The 17,422-nt window shown below is 47.2% G+C and carries 21 protein-coding genes; 18 read left to right on the top strand and 3 right to left on the bottom strand.

Annotation, left to right across the window (positions count from 1 at the left end):
- Positions 1–114: 114 nt before the first annotated feature.
- The 3 genes from GEV47_RS13675 (at position 115) to GEV47_RS13665 (ending at position 2,275) form a co-directional block, all read left to right on the top strand.
- Complete coding sequence (locus GEV47_RS13675; protein ID WP_153235307.1) at positions 115–1,140, top strand: RluA family pseudouridine synthase; 1,026 nt, start codon at positions 115–117, stop codon at positions 1,138–1,140.
- 92 nt (positions 1,141–1,232) lie between these two features.
- On the top strand, positions 1,233–1,892 hold the full coding sequence (locus GEV47_RS13670; RefSeq protein WP_153235306.1) for an HAD-IIIA family hydrolase: 660 nt from the start codon (positions 1,233–1,235) through the stop codon (positions 1,890–1,892).
- Between the two features lie 20 nt (positions 1,893–1,912).
- Complete coding sequence (locus GEV47_RS13665; protein ID WP_228124708.1) at positions 1,913–2,275, top strand: Rieske (2Fe-2S) protein; 363 nt, start codon at positions 1,913–1,915, stop codon at positions 2,273–2,275.
- On the opposite strand, the gene GEV47_RS19725 is transcribed toward GEV47_RS13665, so the two are convergent.
- Positions 2,272–2,394, bottom strand: a complete 123-nt coding sequence (locus GEV47_RS19725; RefSeq protein ID WP_265588509.1) for a hypothetical protein — start codon at positions 2,392–2,394, stop codon at positions 2,272–2,274. The two genes, GEV47_RS13665 and GEV47_RS19725, sit on opposite strands and share 4 nt — an antisense overlap.
- A 63-nt stretch (positions 2,395–2,457) precedes the next feature.
- Between GEV47_RS19725 and GEV47_RS13660 the strand changes: the two genes are divergently transcribed.
- Complete coding sequence (locus tag GEV47_RS13660; RefSeq protein ID WP_153235304.1) at positions 2,458–3,408, top strand: S49 family peptidase; 951 nt, start codon at positions 2,458–2,460, stop codon at positions 3,406–3,408.
- 673 nt (positions 3,409–4,081) lie between these two features.
- Here the strand turns inward: GEV47_RS13660 and GEV47_RS13655 are convergent.
- Together GEV47_RS13655 and GEV47_RS13650 are read right to left on the bottom strand one after the other, a co-directional pair.
- Entirely contained in the window at positions 4,082–4,834 is a 753-nt protein-coding gene (locus GEV47_RS13655) for an SAM-dependent methyltransferase (RefSeq protein WP_153235303.1), read from the bottom strand.
- Positions 4,835–4,860: 26 nt separating this feature from the next.
- Positions 4,861–5,493: a Maf family nucleotide pyrophosphatase gene (locus GEV47_RS13650; RefSeq protein ID WP_153235302.1), complete on the bottom strand. Its 633-nt coding sequence runs from the start codon at positions 5,491–5,493 to the stop codon at positions 4,861–4,863.
- Positions 5,494–5,630: 137 nt separating this feature from the next.
- On the opposite strand from GEV47_RS13650, the gene GEV47_RS13645 reads away from it, so the two are divergent.
- From GEV47_RS13645 to GEV47_RS13580, 14 genes are all read left to right on the top strand, one after another.
- Entirely contained in the window at positions 5,631–6,128 is a 498-nt protein-coding gene (locus GEV47_RS13645) for a YceD family protein (RefSeq protein ID WP_153235301.1), read from the top strand.
- Between the two features lie 191 nt (positions 6,129–6,319).
- A complete protein-coding gene (rpmF, locus tag GEV47_RS13640; protein WP_014006864.1) occupies positions 6,320–6,502 on the top strand; it encodes a 50S ribosomal protein L32 in 183 nt (60 codons plus the stop codon).
- Positions 6,503–6,728: 226 nt separating this feature from the next.
- The gene (gene plsX, locus GEV47_RS13635; RefSeq protein WP_153235300.1) at positions 6,729–7,811 is read left to right on the top strand and encodes a phosphate acyltransferase PlsX; all 1,083 of its coding nucleotides are present in this window, start codon (positions 6,729–6,731) and stop codon (positions 7,809–7,811) included.
- 8 nt (positions 7,812–7,819) lie between these two features.
- The gene (locus GEV47_RS13630) at positions 7,820–8,806 is read left to right on the top strand and encodes a beta-ketoacyl-ACP synthase III (protein ID WP_153235299.1); all 987 of its coding nucleotides are present in this window, start codon (positions 7,820–7,822) and stop codon (positions 8,804–8,806) included.
- A 65-nt stretch (positions 8,807–8,871) separates the two neighbouring features.
- Entirely contained in the window at positions 8,872–9,804 is a 933-nt protein-coding gene (gene fabD, locus GEV47_RS13625; RefSeq protein ID WP_153235298.1) for an ACP S-malonyltransferase, read from the top strand.
- A gap of 121 nt (positions 9,805–9,925) precedes the next feature.
- The gene (gene fabG, locus GEV47_RS13620; RefSeq protein WP_153235297.1) at positions 9,926–10,687 is read left to right on the top strand and encodes a 3-oxoacyl-ACP reductase FabG; all 762 of its coding nucleotides are present in this window, start codon (positions 9,926–9,928) and stop codon (positions 10,685–10,687) included.
- 193 nt (positions 10,688–10,880) lie between these two features.
- Positions 10,881–11,123, top strand: a complete 243-nt coding sequence (gene acpP / locus GEV47_RS13615; protein WP_153235296.1) for an acyl carrier protein — start codon at positions 10,881–10,883, stop codon at positions 11,121–11,123.
- A 75-nt stretch (positions 11,124–11,198) separates the two neighbouring features.
- On the top strand, positions 11,199–12,440 hold the full coding sequence (gene fabF / locus GEV47_RS13610) for a beta-ketoacyl-ACP synthase II (RefSeq protein ID WP_153235295.1): 1,242 nt from the start codon (positions 11,199–11,201) through the stop codon (positions 12,438–12,440).
- Positions 12,441–12,545: 105 nt separating this feature from the next.
- Positions 12,546–13,034, top strand: a complete 489-nt coding sequence (locus tag GEV47_RS13605; protein WP_153235294.1) for a protein YgfX — start codon at positions 12,546–12,548, stop codon at positions 13,032–13,034.
- 94 nt (positions 13,035–13,128) lie between these two features.
- A complete protein-coding gene (gene rpoE, locus GEV47_RS13600) occupies positions 13,129–13,731 on the top strand; it encodes an RNA polymerase sigma factor RpoE (protein WP_153235293.1) in 603 nt (200 codons plus the stop codon).
- Between the two features lie 58 nt (positions 13,732–13,789).
- A complete protein-coding gene (locus GEV47_RS13595; protein WP_153235292.1) occupies positions 13,790–14,425 on the top strand; it encodes a sigma-E factor negative regulatory protein in 636 nt (211 codons plus the stop codon).
- Between the two features lie 14 nt (positions 14,426–14,439).
- On the top strand, positions 14,440–15,456 hold the full coding sequence (locus GEV47_RS13590; RefSeq protein ID WP_153235659.1) for a MucB/RseB C-terminal domain-containing protein: 1,017 nt from the start codon (positions 14,440–14,442) through the stop codon (positions 15,454–15,456).
- 22 nt (positions 15,457–15,478) lie between these two features.
- Positions 15,479–16,969 (top strand): DegQ family serine endoprotease, encoded by a 1,491-nt coding sequence (locus GEV47_RS13585; protein WP_153235291.1) that lies wholly within the window; start codon positions 15,479–15,481, stop codon positions 16,967–16,969.
- Between the two features lie 110 nt (positions 16,970–17,079).
- Entirely contained in the window at positions 17,080–17,340 is a 261-nt protein-coding gene (locus tag GEV47_RS13580) for a glutaredoxin family protein (RefSeq protein ID WP_153235290.1), read from the top strand.
- The last annotated feature ends 82 nt before the right edge of the window (positions 17,341–17,422 follow it).

The raw sequence follows: 17,422 nt of genomic DNA, 5'->3' as shown, positions 1-17,422 counted from the left end.
GTGAAACAATTATATATTCAAAATGAAGGACTTAGCGATATTTTCTGGCGTAATAGCTTAAGGACTTCATAATAGGCAGAGTAAGTAGCAAGCAGATTCAAACATAGAACAAGGATGTCAGTGGTTATTAAGCATAAACAGCAAAAGTTTCCCGATGGAAAAAACGTGCCGGAGGTGCCTGCGGCCGCTCCAGCTCCCGTATTGCAAGTCCAATTGGTGACGATTGCAGAGGAAGAGGCTGGACAACGTATTGATAATTTTTTATTGCGCGTTTGCAAGGGCGTACCCAAAAGTCATATTTATCGTATTTTGCGTTCCGGCGAGGTACGGGTAAATAAAGGGCGTATAGACCAGACCTATCGGTTGATGACTGGCGATGTAGTGCGTGTACCGCCGATTCGTCTGGCAGAAAAGTCGGAAAAAACAGTGCCCGGAGCGGAATTTAAAATCCTGCTGGAAGATAATCATTTGTTGATTATCGATAAACCAGCCGGCGTCGCGGTGCATGGTGGTTCCGGCGTCAGTTATGGCGTGATCGAGCAATTGCGTGCGGCACGTCCCGATGCCAAATTTTTGGAGTTGGTGCATCGTCTGGATCGCGATACGTCCGGGATTTTGTTGTTAGCCAAGAAACGCTCTGCGTTGACCAATTTGCATGAGCAAATGCGTGAGGGCGACACTGATAAGCGTTATTTGGTATTAGTGCATGGCGATTGGCAAAATGCGCGTCAACATATCAAGTTGGCATTGCATAAATATACTGCCGCCGATGGCGAACGTCGGGTGCGGGTGCAAGAAGATGGACAAGCTTCGCATACGGTTTTTAGTTTGATTCGAAAGTATGGTGAGTTCGCCTTGCTGGAGGCCGAATTAAAAACGGGTCGTACGCATCAGATTCGTGTGCATTTGTCGGCTAGTGGTTTTGCGATTGCCGGGGATGACAAGTATGGGGATTTCTCACTAAATCGTGCCTTACAGAAGGCCGATGGCGACCGAATTGCATTCAAGCGCATGTTTTTACATGCATATCAAATTACCTTTGCGCATCCGGAAACAGGTAAGCCAATAACCATCAAAGCACCTTTGCCTCAGGAATGTGAGCGTTTCTTGAAAAGTTTGCCTCAAGATGCCGTTAAATAACTTGGATTGCATAAAAGGAACTTGCAGAACTTGCGTTACGTAAACCTTGGCAAGGTAAAATAAACAACTTTGCAAATAAATTGACTGGGCATATGGCGCGGAAAAAATTTGATTTAATCGTATTTGATTGGGATGGAACGCTGATGGATAGCACAGCAACCATCGTGAAATGCATTCAGGCAGCAGCAAAAGATCTGGGGATACCTGTTCCCGATCGGGAATCTGCAGCACATGTGATCGGCCTTGGGCTAGCAGAGGCGATGCAAGTCGCAATGCCGGGTTTGAGCCCGGCTATGTATCCCAAAGTGGTTGAGCGTTATCGCTATCATTATCTGGCGCAAGACCAGGATTTGGTTTTGTTTGACGGCGTGCCTGAAATGCTGACTGATTTGTCGCAGCAGGGTTATTTCTTGGCAGTTGCCACGGGGAAAAGTCGCGTCGGTTTAAACCGGGCTTTAAATGCCACAAAGTTACTGTCTGTATTTGATGCAACGCGTTGTGCGGACGAAACATTTTCCAAGCCGCATCCCGCCATGTTGCAAGAATTGACGCGCGAACTTGGGCAAGATATGCAGCGCACTGTGATGATCGGTGATACCACGCATGATGTGCAAATGGCAATCAATGCTGGTGCCGGGGCTATCGCGGTTACCTTTGGTGCGCATCCATTGGATCAATTACAGGCATTGCAGCCGTTATTTACGGCCAATTCGGTGCCGCAATTGCACCAATGGCTTAACGAAAATGCCTGAGTATGCATAATGACAATAAGATGCAGATCGAAATTTGCCCTTCTGTAGAGTTAATTGAGCGCGGCAAGGGCGTGCGTTTTGACGTGATGACGGAGGGTAGCGCAGCGACTGCCTTTGTGGTGCGCTATGACAGTAAAGTGCATGCTTATCTCAATCGTTGCGCGCATGTGGCAATGGAGCTCGACTGGAACGAGGGCGAGTTTTTTGAATCTAGTGGTCTTTATATTATGTGCGCGACGCACGGCGCTGTTTATACGCCGGAACAAGGAAAATGCGTAGGCGGTCCTTGTCGCGGTGCGAGTTTGCGTAAATTGTTGGTGGAAGAACGTGATGGCGCAGTGTTTTGGCAGCCGGATGATGTAGTAAGGGCTGTGACGTTTTAATGCCAGGATTTATACAAAATCGCCGCGGTTGCGTTACCGGCTTCCGCACGGAGTCGTGTCGGTGCGCCTTGCTGTGGCACTTTTGCATAGGTCTTAAATCCAGGTTTGAATAACCCCATCTCAGCAAGCTTCTAATCGCTTAATTTGAAGCAGCCGGAAGATGAATAAAATGAAGTGAGAATATGGAAACGCCAAAAAAAGAAGGATGGGAACGCGAATTGCTGGAAAAATTGGCTGCTGGCTCGTTAAAAGAGCAGCGAGCGCGTCGTCGTTGGGGTGTTTTCTTCAAATTGGCGACTTTAGGTTTAATTGTCTTTGGGTTTTGGTACGCAATCCATTATCAAAGCACTGATACGACAGTGGTAGGGCGCCATACCGCGGTTGTTAATCTTAATGGCACGATTGACGCCGATGGCAATGGTTCGGCTAGTGTCCTGATTCCAGCGCTGGATAGTGCTTTTGCTGCAAAAGATTCGGTTGGTGTGATTTTGCATGTCAACAGCCCTGGCGGCAGCCCGGTGCAAGCGGGTATGATCAATGATGAAATCGTGCGTTTGCGTAAGCAATATCCGAAAAAGCCCCTGTATGTTGTTGCCGATGAAATGTGTGCATCGGGTTGTTATTACATTGCCGTAGCTGCTGATAAAATTTTTGTCAACAAGGCCAGTATCATCGGATCTATTGGCGTGCTAATGGACGGTTTTGGTTTTACGGGTTTGATGGATAAAGTCGGAATTGAACGACGTTTGCTCACAGCCGGCGAAAATAAAGGCATGCTGGACCCATTTAGTCCGGTCAATCCAGCGCAGAAAGCTTATGCGCAAGAAATGCTAAGCGACATTCACCAACAGTTTATCGATGTGGTGCGCAAAGGTCGCGGGACTCGCTTAAAAGAAACGCCGGAAACTTTTTCAGGGCTGTTTTGGATCGGCACCAAGGCGATCGATATGGGCCTGGTCGATGGCTTGGGTACGGTTGATAGCGTTGCTCGCGACGAACTGAAAGCCGAAGATCAGGTCGATTACACCAAGAATGAAGGCTTGCCAGAACGCGTTTTAAAGAAATTTGGCGTTGCAGTTGGTGCTGGTGCATTTGAAGCAATGATGAATAATCAAAAGCCAACTTTACGTTAATTGTTCATGATTAACGTATTGCGTGCCTTGCGCTTTTACGATCCTGTTCTATAGTGAAGGTATCCAACGTAGGATAAAGGTAAGGCGAAATTTGAGGAGGCGATTATTGGAACTACAAAATCGTTAATCAATTGGCAGTAATTGTTGGGTAGTAAATTGATGTATCTGGAGCGACACACCCCTCGCTGTAGAATGACAATTTAGTGCTGAACATCAAACGCATTGCGGATGCGAAAACCGAGAAGTTTTCGACTTCTCTTTAAAATGTCTTTCGAGACCTGCAGAAAATACAATACGGCGACAGCGCAATACTGTCGCCGTTCTGCTTTCTAATGGCGATTTCATCAACCGGAGCAAATAGGCCAATCTCGAATCTGCGATGCTCGCCGTACGCCTGTACGACTGCGCTTCTTAATTCGACCTTGGCCTATTTGCTACGATTGCTGAAGTCGCTGAAAAAATGATGATGATTTTTTAAAAATATTATTTATGGAATTTACGGAAAGCAGGGCTGGGTACGGTATTTTTGTACTCAGAAAAGGCGGGAATCGGGAAGAAAGAAGTTAGCTTCTGAAATGACAATTCAGTCCTGGCCGATCCGATATCTATGCCATGAGACCGTGAGCACAACAATACCGCGCCCAGCCCTGTTTTGCGTAAGCGCGGTCTTCACTTATTCAGCCAGTAATAAAAATACCGTTGGCTTTTTATGGAAATCTGGCCCTTTATTCGCTGCGAGAGCTGTTTTCCAGCGGGCGGCGGTTTGGGTTTTGATGGTTTCTGACGGGAGCGTTAAGTCTGTTGCTACGCAAATAAGTGTGTTTGCCTGGCAGGTGGTGCTTAGTGCTTCTAAAAATGCGCTGTTGCGGTACGGCGTTTCAATAAATAACTGGGTCTGTTTCTCTTGACGCGAGCGCAGTTCTAACGCTTTGATGCGTTTTGTGCGTTGTTCGGCGTCGGTTGGTAAGTAGCCATTAAAAGCGAAACTTTGACCGTTGAGGCCGCTACTCATTACGGCTAATAAGAGCGATGAAGGGCCAACCAATGGACGCACTTGTATGCCGTGCTCATGCGCCAAGCGTACTAGATTTGCGCCTGGATCGGCAACCGCTGGTACGCCTGCTTCAGAGATTAAGCCTGCGTCTTGGCCGTTTAATAGCGGTGCCAGCAGGGCGGGCAGTGCTGCGGCAGGAGTATTGACGTTGAGCTCGGCAATCGTGATGCTTTGTAATGGCTGGGCTAACGGGTGTGCCGCGTTCACCAACTTTAAAAACGCGCGGGTAGTTTTTGCATTCTCGGCAATGAAATAAGCTAATTTCGCGGTGGTGGCTTGGACTTCGGTTGGGATCACGGACAGGAGCGGATCGCTAACTGACTCTTCGTTTGTACCGAGGGTGTTGGGTATTAAGTAAAGGGTGCCGGTCATATGTGGTTTATTTTTAATGTAGTGAACTATTGTGTAAAGAAGGATACGCCGGCACGTCTTAGCATGCCGGTAAGTGCAATCAATGGCAAGCCAGTCAACGCAGTGGGGTCGATGCTCTCAATTTTTTCAAGTATAGCGATGCCTAGTCCTTCATTTTTTGCGCTGCCTGCGCAATCATAGGGTTGCTCTATGCGTAAATAGGCATCGAGCTCAGCATCTGGCAGGTCGCGAAAAGTAACAAAAGTCTGGATGTTTTCAAGCTGAAGCTTGGGTTCTTGTTTACTGCCGTCCCAGACGCAAAGTGCGGTGTGGAAAATTACGCGTCGACCGCGCATTTTTTGTAATTGCAGCAAGGCATTTGCGTGATTGCCAGGTTTGCCAATTTGCTCTCCATCCAACGTAGCAACTTGATCTGAGGCGATTATTAGTGCATCAGGGGCAATAGCAGCGATGGCTTGTGCTTTTGCCTGTGCCAAGCGCATTGCTGTGGTTTCCGGACTTTCGTCGGGGAGTGCGGTTTCATCTATATTGGGAATGCAAATTTCAAAGGGAATTTGTAGTCTGGATAGCAATTCTTTGCGATAAGGGGAGCTGGAACCAAGTATCAAACGCTTGCAGCCGTTGTTGGTTTTAATTGATGATTGTTGCGAAGATGTCATAGTTTGGCTGTGTCTGAGCAAATATTCGCGTAAAGTGCGGCAAAAATGCGCTAACACTTTGACTAGTAAGAGGAAAGACTGTTATTATCGCAGGTTTTCCGGATTCGGCTTACTCGGCTTGATCTCAGGGGATGAGCATGACAACTACTTATAATATTGATCCTTTCGACTATTCGCGCTTGAAAGAGCGTCGGGAGGGCGAAATAGCTGTATCAAAATTGCATCGGCTAGCTGGCGAGGCTGCGGATAATTCAGGCGTTTTAAGTTGGGCCCTGGTTGGTGGTGTTGATCATTTAGGGCATGCGCAGCTTACAATATCGGTGTCCGGTACTGTGCAGATGATGTGTCAACGTTGTTTGACGCCATATGCATTTGAAATTGATTCCGAATCTGTATTGATCTTGGCAAAAGATGATGCAAGCGCGGATGAAATTGAGGTGATGTTGGATAACGATCAGGTAGATGTCGTGGTGGTTTCCGAAATAAAAGACATTTTGCAGTTGGTTGAGGATGAGGCATTGTTAGAAATTCCACCTTCTCCCAAGCATGAGGTTTGTCCGGACGCATCAGCGCTTGAGGCGCTCAAAGCGGTTAAAAAAGAATCGCCATTTGCGGCGTTGAAGAATTTGAAATGAATTGCGGTAACATTGTCGCATTAAGTTTTATTGTTAAAAATGTGGCAATGCGTAGTAAATCCGCGCCCTAACAGCATGTAGCGCGGCAGGAATTTCTGGTTTTGTTGAGTAGTAAGTGCGCGTTAATTGTTTGTTTCCGCACTGCAGGGCCGGATATGTTAAAATTTTAGATCTTAGATTCAGGAGTTATCATGGCAGTTCAGCAAAATAAAAAGACCCCATCGAAGCGTGGCATGCACCGTGCACACGATTTCTTAGTTGCACCTCCATTGGCTATCGAGCCAACTACAGGTGAAACACATCTGCGTCACCATATCAGCCCTAACGGCTTTTACCGTGGTCGTAAAGTATTGAAGACTAAAAACGACGAGTAATCTCCTCGTTGCTGGTCAAAAAAGCGGCGCCATTGAGCATTCAGTGGCGCCGCTTTTTGCGTGTCAAAAAGCTTGTGTTGGCTTGTGTATGGCTTTAATTGTGCAGTAATGTGCGTTAATGTAAGTATCTGCTTACAATTTTTAAGGTGAAATTTGTGACAAGCCAGTTTGACGCATATCAAAATTGTTCCATAATGTCGGTTGGCATCAGCACTGAATAAAAACAATGACAATTAAAATTTCTATCGACTGCATGGGCGGTGATCATGGTCCATCTGTTACGGTACCTGCTGCCATTTCATTTGCTAATCGTGAGCCGGAAGCTGAACTGATATTGGTTGGTTTGGAAGAGCAGATTCAGGCTGAGCTGAAGAAGCATAAAGCGTTATCGCATCCACGTTTGTCAGTGTTGCATGCATCAGAAGTTGTGACGATGGACGATTCAATCGAAACTGCGTTACGTCGCAAAAAAAATTCCTCCATGCGCATTGCTATCAAACTGGTGAAAGATGAGCAGGTGCGTGCCTGTGTCTCTGCCGGGAATACCGGGGCGTTAATGGCGGTATCGCGTTATTTGCTTAAAACCATTCCCGGCGTTGATCGCCCTGCGATTTGCACTATTCTTCCTAATCAAAAGGATGAGCCAACCTATATGCTGGATTTGGGCGCAAATGTAGATTGCGAACCTCAGCACTTACATCAGTTTGCGCTGATGGGGTCAGCCTTGGTAGCGACGATGGAAGGTAAGGCAAAGCCGACTGTGGGCTTGCTCAATGTCGGTGAAGAGGATATTAAAGGTAATGAAGTGGTCAAGCAAACGGCAGAGTTACTGCGCGCCGATCACGAAAAAGGTATATTAAACTTTTACGGTAACGTTGAAGGCAATGATATCTTTGAAGGCACGACGGATATTGTGGTGTGCGATGGTTTTGTCGGCAATGTGACGCTCAAGGCTTCAGAAGGGTTGGGGCGTTGGGTGAAGAGCGTGCTGACGACAGAATTCAAAAGCAGCATTCTCAATATGTTGGGCGCTTTGATTGCTAATGGTGCAATTAAAGCGATTTCACGTCGCTTGAATCCATCTCGTTACAATGGCGCTTGCTTGCTTGGCTTGCGTGGTTTGGTGTTTAAAAGCCACGGCGGTGCGGACACCTATTCGTACGAATGGGCGATCAAGCGTGCATTTGATGCGGCAAAATATGATGTTTTGTCGCGCGTTACAACGACAATTGCCGAATTGATGCCGCAAACTGATCAAGCATCTTTGCCACCAACGGCAGATGCCGTACTCATTGAATCGTCTAAATAGAAAACAGTATGACTACTTACAGCAAGATTATTGGAACCGGAAGTTATCTGCCGCCAAAACGTGTCAACAATCATGAGATCGCGGCACAATTAGCGGCAAAAGATATTGAAACCTCTGATGAATGGATAGTCTCACGCAGCGGTATTCAGGCACGTCATTTTGTTGAAGATGGTGTCTATACAAGTGATCTCGCTGTTGAGGCGTCGAAACATGCACTGCAGGCAGCAGGCATGCAGGCTAACGACATTGATTTAATTATTGTTGCGACTTCCACTCCGGATCATTTTGGTGGTTTCCCAAGTACCGCCTGCATCGTTCAGCAAAAGCTAGGTATTACCACTGGCGGTGCTGCATTTGATGTGCAAGCGGTATGCAGCGGTTTTGTCTACGCTGTATCGGTTGCGGATGCATTCATCAAGGCCGGTGCGTACAAGAATGTGTTGGTGATCGGGGCCGAAGTGTTCTCCCGCATTTTGAATTTTGAAGATCGCACGACTTGCGTCTTGTTCGGTGATGGTGCTGGAGCCATTGTGATGACTGCATCAGAAGAGCCGGGTATCTTGGCGACAAAATTACATGCTGATGGACGTCATTCAAATATTTTATGTGTGCCTGGTAAGGTTGCAAACGGTGCCATAGAGGGTAGTGCGTTTTTATATATGGACGGCCCTGCAGTATTTAAATTGGCGGTATCGGTACTGGAAAAAGTTGCTAACGAGGCGCTGCAGATAGCAGGTATTCAAGCATCGGAAATTGACTGGTTGGTTCCGCATCAGGCAAATCTTCGCATCATGCAAAGTACTGCAAAAAAACTTGGTTTGCCACTGGAAAAAATGGTGGTGACCGTAGATCAGCATGGAAATACTTCCGCTGCATCTATTCCTCTGGCGTTAGATACGGCCGTCCGTGACGGTCGTATCAAGCCAGGACAAAATGTGATGATGGAAGGCGTCGGTGGCGGCTTTACGTGGGGTGCGGTCTTGGCGCGGATGTGATTTTTATCGTCATCGCTTTCATCTTTCTTACTCCTATCAATTCAATAAAATAATATTCGATAAGTATGATTAAATTTGCATTCGTATTTCCAGGGCAAGGTTCACAAGCTATTGGCATGTTGAACGGTTTTGCTGACAATCAAATCGTGAGAGATACGGTCGCAGAAGCGTCCGATGCTCTCAATGTTGATTTGGCGAAGATGATTGCCGAGGGGCCAAAAGAAGATCTCGACTTAACCACGAATACCCAGCCCGTCATGCTAACCGCAGCTGTCGCTACTTACCGCGCTTGGTTGGCCGCTGGCGGCAAAATCCCTGCATTGGTTGCGGGTCATAGTTTGGGTGAGTATTCAGCATTGGTGGCCGCCGGCGTGATTAATTTTAAAGATGCCGTGCCGTTGGTACGCTTCCGTGCGCAAGCTATGCAGGAGGCGGTACCGGTAGGTAAAGGTGGCATGGCTGCCATTCTAGGATTGTCGGATGAGGATGTGCGTACTGTCTGCCTGGAGTCCGCGCAAGGTGAAGTGGTTGAGCCGGTCAATTTTAACGCCCCATTACAGGTGGTGATTGCTGGTCATGCGGCAGCCGTTGAGCGTGCTTGCATCGCTGCAAAAGAAAAGGGTGCAAAGCGTGCCTTGATATTGCCAGTTTCAGCGCCATTTCACTCTTCGTTATTAAAGCCGGCATCAGATCGTTTGCGTGACTATATGCAGGAGTTGACTTTCTCAGCACCTCAAATTGCTTTGATAAACAATGTTGATGTTGCTGTTGTCAATGACGCGAATGTAATTAAAGATGCGTTGGTGCGACAAGCTGCTAGTCCGGTACGTTGGGTGGAAACAGTGCAAAAAATCGCCGCAGAAGGCGTGACCCATGTGATAGAGTGCGGCCCGGGCAAGGTTCTTGCTGGCTTAATTAAGCGGATTAATGGTGATTTGATCGGCGACGCGATTGTGGATCAGGCATCCTTGGATCGGATGCTGGAATCACTTCAATAAATAAAATAGGGCTTACGCAAAATCGTTCCGACGGCCATATGGTGCTTTGCCATATTTCCATGCTGTCCGAGGTGATATACCTTGCCATAACAATTTTGTGTAAAGCCTGGAGAAAATGAAAATGCAGAATTCAAATACGCAAAACCAAGATTTACTGGGTCAAATTGCTTTGGTGACCGGCGCATCGCGCGGTATCGGTAAGGCTATCGCCTTAGAGCTGGCCCAGCGTGGCGCAAAGGTGGTCGGCACTGCTACTTCGGAAGTCGGTGCTGCTGCCATTACAGAGTATTTGGCTGCACATGGTGGTAAAGGTGTGGTGTTGAATGTCACAGATGCCGCTGCTTGCGCCTCTGTCATTGAATCGGTGCAAAAGGATTTTGGCGGCCTTTCTATTTTGGTCAATAATGCGGGAATTACGCAGGATCAACTGGCAATGCGGATGAAAGAGGAAGAGTGGGATGCTGTCATTTCGACTAATCTCTCTGCAGTTGGCAGATTGTCACGTGCGGTATTGCGTGGCATGATGAAGGCCAAATATGGACGCATCATTAATATTACTTCGGTGGTCGGTTCTTCTGGCAATGCCGGGCAAATGAATTATGCGGCAGCGAAAGCGGGTGTTGCTGGAATGAGTCGCGCTTTGGCCCGTGAAATCGGTAGTCGCAATATCACTGTCAATTGTGTTGCGCCGGGTTTTATTGCTACTGATATGACGAAATCGTTGGGTGACGAGCAAACAGCCTCACTTTTGCAGCAAATTCCGTTGGGTCGCTTGGGTGCTGCGGAAGATATTGCAGCCGCAGTTGGTTTCCTTGCCTCGACGCAAGCTAACTATATTACAGGAACGACATTGCACGTTAATGGCGGCATGTACATGAATTAATAAGACTGGTAACTGTAGTTGATGTTGCCAAGTTTAAATAGCTGTATCTATCTAAGAAGTAAAGTAGTCATTGTTTAAGTGTTTTTAATAGTAAATTGCTGATTTTTGGCAACCAATGTTGAAAATGGATTTTCTCTGCGCAAACCTGCTAAAATGCGCGCACTTTCTGTAACCTAACAACTGGAGGCATCACATGTCGGATATCGAACAACGCGTTAAAAAAATCGTCGCTGAACAATTAGGCGTCGCAGAAGCGGACATTAAGAACGAATCGAAATTCGTTGATGATCTTGGCGCTGATTCGCTGGATACCGTTGAACTCGTCATGGCACTAGAAGACGAATTTGAAATGGAAATTCCTGACGAACAAGCTGAAAAAATCACATCAGTACAAGAAGCCATTAATTACGCTACAGCGCACGTTAAAGCTGCGTAATTAAGTAGCTTATATTTGCTTGAGTTAGCCACAAGTTAACTTGTGGGTTAACTAAATAAGTATCAGGAGAATCGCTTGAGTCGCACACGTGAACGTCGTGTTGTGATAACCGGCCTGGGTTGCATTTCACCAGTTGGCAATACTATTGCTGATGCATGGGGTGCAATTACTTCAGGTAAATCGGGTATTGCAACCATTACCAAATTTGATGCCTCTGCTTTTTCCACGCATTTCGCGGGGGAAGTAAAGGGGTTTGATGTTGAAAAATATATGCCTGCCAAAGAGGCGCGGCATATGGATACTTTCATCCATTTTGGGATGGCTGCAGGGATTCAGGCAATAGAAGATAGCGGTATACAGGTAACAGATGAAAATGCGGAGCGTATTGGCGTCATTATCGGATCTGGTATCGGTGGTTTGCCGCTGATCGAAGAAACGCATACTGAACTGACCAATCGCGGACCGCGTCGTATCAGTCCCTTTTTCATACCGGCTTCCATTATCAATATGATTTCCGGTAATTTATCGATCAAGTACGGTCTCAAGGGTCCGAATTTGGCGATAGCAACAGCATGTACCACAGGTTTGCATTGTATCGGCCAAGCTGGTCGCATGATTCAGTACGGGGACGCTGATGTCATGGTTGCTGGTGGTGCTGAGTCAAGTATTTCACCGCTGGGTCTTGGTGGCTTTGCTTCGGCACGTGCTTTGTCATCACGCAATGACGATCCGGCGACTGCATCGCGTCCATGGGACAAAGATCGCGACGGTTTTGTGCTGGGTGAGGGCGCCGGCGTGCTGGTACTCGAAGAGTATGAACATGCTAAGGCTCGTGGCGCGACGATCTATGCAGAGTTGCTCGGTTTTGGCATGAGCGGTGACGCCTATCACATGACTGCACCAAATTTGGACGGTCCTCGACGTTGTGTCGTTTCTGCGTTAAAAGACGCGGGCATCAATGGCGATGAAGTGCAGTATTTGAATGCACATGGCACATCGACACCGTTAGGTGATCAAAATGAAGCCAATGCGATTAAAGCGGCTTTCGGCGATCACGCTTATAAAATGGTGATTAACTCGACTAAGTCCATGACTGGTCATTTGTTGGGTGGTGCCGGTGGCTTGGAATCGGTATTCACCGTACTAGCTCTGCATCATCAGATATCGCCTCCGACTATCAACATTTTCAATCAGGATCCTGAGTGCGATCTTGATTTCTGCGCCAACACTGCCCGGGATATGAAGATTGACATTGCCGTCAAAAATTCATTCGGCTTTGGTGGTACCAACGGCACCCTGGTTTTTGGCAAAGCCTAAACCTATAATGAAAATCCCACCGCAGTTAAGTTTCAGTGGTGGGATTTCATTATGAGCGCTGCTATATTTCATTTCAGTTTTTAGTCGTTCTTTGGACATAACACAATGTCGATAGCTGTCTCGACTAGAGTTTATCCTTCCACTATCTTGCGGATGATGGTGGCTATGCTGTGCGCAGCCGTCATGATGGTTGGAGTGCTTATAGCCTTCGGTGTCATCGGACATTTGCCGTTGATTGTGAATCTATTGATTGGTATGGTCAGCATTGTTTTTGGCATAGCTGCGTGGCGGTATTATTCGCGCCTGCGCCAGGTTAATTACATCAGTATTTCCCATCTCGGGCAAATCAGGGTGGGTGACATTCTATCCGATACGCAAACTGCTCCCACTCAGCTTGACGTGGCTTATTTGCAAAGTGGTTCTACACTTTGGTCGCATTTATTATTATTACGATTGCGCTCAGATAATGGACAGATGAAAACGCTAATTATCTTGCCGGATAGCGTCTCGGAGGATGTTTTTAGATCCTTATCAGTAGCGCTTCGCTGGACGGCATTACGCCAGCCCGCGTTAGTCGTAGATCACGGAATTTGACTGACAGCAGTAATTTCAAGGTTGAACTTTTTATATTGTATCCAGTCCATAGTGGGACTTGCGTGGATGTTGCAAAACAACAAAGGAATGGGGATTGACCACAGAACGCGAAATTGATCAGCTTCTTGTCGAGCGGGTGCAGCGTGGCGATAAAAAGGCGTTCGAGCTTTTGGTGTTGAAATACCAACGTAAGCTGATGCGTCTTGTGTCGCGGCTTGTTCGCGACCAGGCAGAGGCAGAAGATGTCGTGCAAGAAGCTTTTATAAAAGCTTATCGTGCGCTGCCGCAATTTCGTGGTGACTCGGCGTTCTATACCTGGCTGTATCGTATCGGCATTAACACTGCAAAAAATTATTTAGTGACGCAAGGCCGTCGGGCGCCGACCTCAACTGAAGCAAATTCTGAAGAAGCAGAAACTTTTGACGACGGAGAGCAACTAAGGGATATAAACACTCCAGAATCATTGTTGGCCACCAAGCAGATTGCGCAAACGGTCAACATTGCAATGGAAGCATTGCCAGAAGAGTTACGAACCGCAATCACCTTAAGGGAGATTGAAGGTTTGAGTTATGACGAAATTGCAGAAGCAATGGGATGTCCGATTGGCACAGTACGCAGTCGAATATTCAGAGCACGGGAAGCTATCGCAGATAAGTTGCGGCCGTTGTTAGGGACAACGACCGACAATCGTTGGTAAAAAGCGAAATAGCGGTTTTATGGGAGTAAGGGGTTGGCCGGTTTTAACTAGGTGACTTATGAATACCAAAGAAATATCCCAAGAGCAGATATCTGCCTTGGCTGACGGGGAATTATCAAATACGTACGTGGATTCAGCTTTGGCAGCATTACGCCAGACTGAAAATCGCCTGTCGTGGGACGTTTACCACCAAATTGGTGATGTATTACGTTCGGATGACATGGCGTTTAATCTAAGTACCGATTTCACTTCGAAATTGATGGCGCGCTTGGAAAGTGAGTCGGCAATAATTGCAGCGCCACGAGTGATAGCGCAATCTGATGCAGTGCATCAAGTAGTTGCCAATGGCAGCACTGCGGCAGTTGACAGGCATATCATGCGACGATTCGGCTTGCCTGGCATGGCAGCAGCAGCGGCAGTCGCTGCGGTTACTTTTATTGCCTTGCCGCAAATGAGAGGTGACCGCCAATCATTTTCACCAACGGCTGTCTCACAATTGGCAATGGCTTCAACCCCCAATACCGGTGCTACAAGTGCCCAAATGCTTGCTGCTTCACGCGCGTCTCATCCAGAGGTTTTACGTGATCCAGGCATTGATGAGTATTTGTTGGCGCACCAACGCTTTTCACCAGCTCTTTATAGCACCGCGCAATATGCACGTTCGGCGACATATGCCCCTGATGCTGATAATTGAGATTGATGACTAATATGCGGCAAGCTAAGGCTTTGTTTCGAATTTTGCTTATCTTATCTTCTCTGCTTGTGCTGACAGCACAAGCGGAGGGTATTGATGCAAATAAATTCGCGGATAAAAATGAGGCGCAAACTTTATTGAAAAGAATTCAGTCTGCGGCCCAAAGATTGAATTACTCAGGTATCTTTGTCTATCAACAGGCAAATCAGATGCGTGCTTCGCGCATAACGCATATCCTGGAAGGCAAGAACGAGGTTGAGAAGCTGGAAGTCTTGGATGGCAAGCCGCGTGAGTATATTCGCCACAATGAAGATGTCATTTGCTATATGCCAGATAGCAAAACGATGTTGGTTGACAAGCGAGTTACGCAAGATGTTTTCCCTGCGATTCTGGCGTCGATCCCGCCCGATCTCACCGACTATTACAATGTGAAAATTGGCGAGACGGGGCGTGTGGCCGGGTATGATTGCCAGGCGGTGTTGCTTGAGCCTAAAGACGATATGCGCTATGGCTATAAATTATGGGCGGAGAAAAATACCGGCTTGCTATTGCGTGCACAAACGTTGAATAGCAAGAAAGAAATCATAGAGCAAATAACCTTCACGCAAGTTGGCATCGGTAACATTGATCGTAGTCGTGTTAAAGCTAGTTTTACGAATACGAACGGCTGGAATGTACAGCGTACAACGATGGCGCCAACCAATCTGAATGAATGGACAGTGACAGGTATGCCGCCAGGGTTTAAAAAAGTGCGTGAATTAAAGCGGATAGCTATTGATCCGCCTCCTCCAAACAGTAATACTGCTCCTGTGCGACGTGAGGTGTCTCAGATTGTGTTCTCAGACGGACTTGCGGCTATTTCTGTGTTTGTCGAGCCAACCACACAAAGCAGAACTGAAGGCTTCATGCAGCAAGGTGCATTGAATGTTATCGGTAAACGACAAGGCGATTATTGGTTGACTATTGTCGGAGAAGTTCCTTTTGCGGCGATTAAACAAGTTTCAAATTCGATTGATCTCAAAAATAAGTAAAACTGATTTTTATCTCATTCATATGAAAATACTCTCCCCATCTCGTCATATTTTATCGGGCGCCATGCTCGTTACAGCGATGGCTTTTTTTGTGCCCGCTGTGCTTAATTTGAACTCACAAGCAGTTGCTGCGTCAGTTGCCGGTTTGCCTGATTTTACCGATATCGTTGAAAAAACAGGCCCGGCGGTCGTCAATATTCGTACTACGGAAAAAATCAAACTCGATAGCGATTCTGGTGCTACCGGCGACGATGCTGAGATGCAAGAATTTTTCCGCCGCTTTTTTGGCGCGCCTCCTGGGGCGCTAGGAAAGCAAACGCCGCCGAGGAGTCGTAAGCCTGGTGACAAAGATAAACAGCAAGAAGAAGTGCCGCGTGGAGTTGGCTCAGGTTTTATTATTTCTGCCGATGGTTATATTATGACCAATGCGCACGTGATTGATGGCGCCAGTGAGGTGTACGTCAAACTAACCGATAAGCGTGAATTTAAAGCGAAAGTCGTTGGCTCAGACAGCCGTTCCGATGTGGCACTGCTAAAAATTGAAGGTACTAATTTGCCGCGTTTGACGATGGGTGATTCGGACAAGATCAGAGCGGGCGAATGGGTGCTGGCGATAGGATCGCCATTTGATCTGGAAAACACAGTTACATCAGGCATCATTTCAGCGAAAGCTCGCGATACTGGCGATTATTTGCCATTGATCCAAACCGATGTTGCAGTGAATCCGGGTAACTCCGGCGGGCCGTTAATTAATATGCGCGGAGAAGTGATCGGTATTAATTCGCAGATTTATAGTCGCTCTGGCGGTTTTATGGGTATCTCTTTTGCAGTGCCGATTGACGAGGCTATGCGTGTTGTCGAGCAGTTGAAAACTTCAGGCAAAGTGACGCGCGGTCGTATTGGCGTCCAGATCGGTGAGGTAACGAAAGAAGTTGCTGAGTCACTCGGTTTGCCGAAGGCGCAAGGTGCGCAGGTGGCACGGGTAGAAGCTGACGGTCCTGCTGCAAAGGCGGGTATTTTGGCCGGCGATATTATTCTGAAATTTAACGGTACGCCGATTGAGAAAGCCAATGATTTACCTCGCTTAGTCGGCAGTATTAAGCCAGGTTCGCGCGGCACGGTGACTGTCTGGCGTAAAGGTGTTAGCCGCGATTTCACGTTAACCGTGACAGAATTGGCAAGCGATAAAGAGGAAGCTGCTGATAGCAAGGATGGTGCAGGCAAGCCAGAACAAGTTGCCAATGCCCTGGGTTTAATTGTGAGCGACCTGAGTGCGGCCAAAAAGAAAGAGCTTGATATAAGTTCAGGCGTGATGGTCGATGGTGTGGAAGGCAGTGCTGCACGTGCCGGTTTGCTTGCTGGCGATGTGATTCAGCGCCTGGACAATACCGACATTAAAGACGCTAAGCAATTTAATAGTTTAGTGGCAAAGCTTGACGCGAATAAGATGGTTGCGGTTTTGGTACGACGCGGTGAATCATCGCAGTTTGTACCGTTGCGTCCAACGAAGTAATTTTCTCTCAGGCTACTTGGTCGCCATTTGTTTGAGCGGAGCTGCAAACCGTAAGGGTTTGCAGCTTTTGTTCTTTTAGTGCTGACGTTCAGCGAGTTGATGCTTAATTTATGTCCGATATACATTTCACCCTATATACGCGTTCCTATTGTCATTTGTGTGAGGATATGCTGCAAGCATTGCAACAATTGCATGGAATGCAGCCGTATTTGATTAAACAAGTCGACGTTGACGCTGATCCCGCGTTGATAAAGTTGTACGATGAGCTAGTTCCGGTATTAATTGGCCGGAAAGGTGATCAGTTACCAGTGCAACTATGCAACTATTTTCTAGATGTGGGCAAAGTACAAGCATTTTTGCAAGGGGAATAGCGGCTTTCCCCTCTGAAATCCGGTAAAATGGCGGGATTAAATAAACTGTCATAAATAGCGCTCGGCAGGCTGATCATGGTCC

The organism is Glaciimonas soli (genome assembly GCF_009497155.1).
Taxonomy (GTDB): Bacteria; Pseudomonadota; Gammaproteobacteria; order Burkholderiales; family Burkholderiaceae_D; genus Glaciimonas; species Glaciimonas soli.
The sequence above is the reverse complement of the archived record's forward strand: the minus strand, read 5'-3'. Positions and strand labels throughout refer to the sequence as shown.

Coding starts and splice junctions, on each gene's coding strand:
- GEV47_RS13630 (WP_153235299.1), top strand. CDS start 7,820: ATGACTACTTACAGCAAGATTATTGGAACCGGAAGTTATCTGCCGCCA.
- GEV47_RS13645 (WP_153235301.1), top strand. CDS start 5,631: ATGACAACTACTTATAATATTGATCCTTTCGACTATTCGCGCTTGAAA.
- GEV47_RS13660 (WP_153235304.1), top strand. CDS start 2,458: ATGGAAACGCCAAAAAAAGAAGGATGGGAACGCGAATTGCTGGAAAAA.
- GEV47_RS13670 (WP_153235306.1), top strand. CDS start 1,233: ATGGCGCGGAAAAAATTTGATTTAATCGTATTTGATTGGGATGGAACG.
- GEV47_RS13580 (WP_153235290.1), top strand. CDS start 17,080: ATGTCCGATATACATTTCACCCTATATACGCGTTCCTATTGTCATTTG.
- GEV47_RS13675 (WP_153235307.1), top strand. CDS start 115: ATGTCAGTGGTTATTAAGCATAAACAGCAAAAGTTTCCCGATGGAAAA.
- plsX (WP_153235300.1), top strand. CDS start 6,729: ATGACAATTAAAATTTCTATCGACTGCATGGGCGGTGATCATGGTCCA.
- GEV47_RS13650 (WP_153235302.1), bottom strand. CDS start 5,493: ATGACATCTTCGCAACAATCATCAATTAAAACCAACAACGGCTGCAAG.
- GEV47_RS19725 (WP_265588509.1), bottom strand. CDS start 2,394: ATGGGGTTATTCAAACCTGGATTTAAGACCTATGCAAAAGTGCCACAG.
- fabD (WP_153235298.1), top strand. CDS start 8,872: ATGATTAAATTTGCATTCGTATTTCCAGGGCAAGGTTCACAAGCTATT.
- GEV47_RS13585 (WP_153235291.1), top strand. CDS start 15,479: ATGAAAATACTCTCCCCATCTCGTCATATTTTATCGGGCGCCATGCTC.
- fabG (WP_153235297.1), top strand. CDS start 9,926: ATGCAGAATTCAAATACGCAAAACCAAGATTTACTGGGTCAAATTGCT.
- rpmF (WP_014006864.1), top strand. CDS start 6,320: ATGGCAGTTCAGCAAAATAAAAAGACCCCATCGAAGCGTGGCATGCAC.
- GEV47_RS13655 (WP_153235303.1), bottom strand. CDS start 4,834: ATGACCGGCACCCTTTACTTAATACCCAACACCCTCGGTACAAACGAA.
- GEV47_RS13665 (WP_228124708.1), top strand. CDS start 1,913: ATGCAGATCGAAATTTGCCCTTCTGTAGAGTTAATTGAGCGCGGCAAG.
- acpP (WP_153235296.1), top strand. CDS start 10,881: ATGTCGGATATCGAACAACGCGTTAAAAAAATCGTCGCTGAACAATTA.
- GEV47_RS13595 (WP_153235292.1), top strand. CDS start 13,790: ATGAATACCAAAGAAATATCCCAAGAGCAGATATCTGCCTTGGCTGAC.
- GEV47_RS13605 (WP_153235294.1), top strand. CDS start 12,546: ATGTCGATAGCTGTCTCGACTAGAGTTTATCCTTCCACTATCTTGCGG.
- GEV47_RS13590 (WP_153235659.1), top strand. CDS start 14,440: ATGCGGCAAGCTAAGGCTTTGTTTCGAATTTTGCTTATCTTATCTTCT.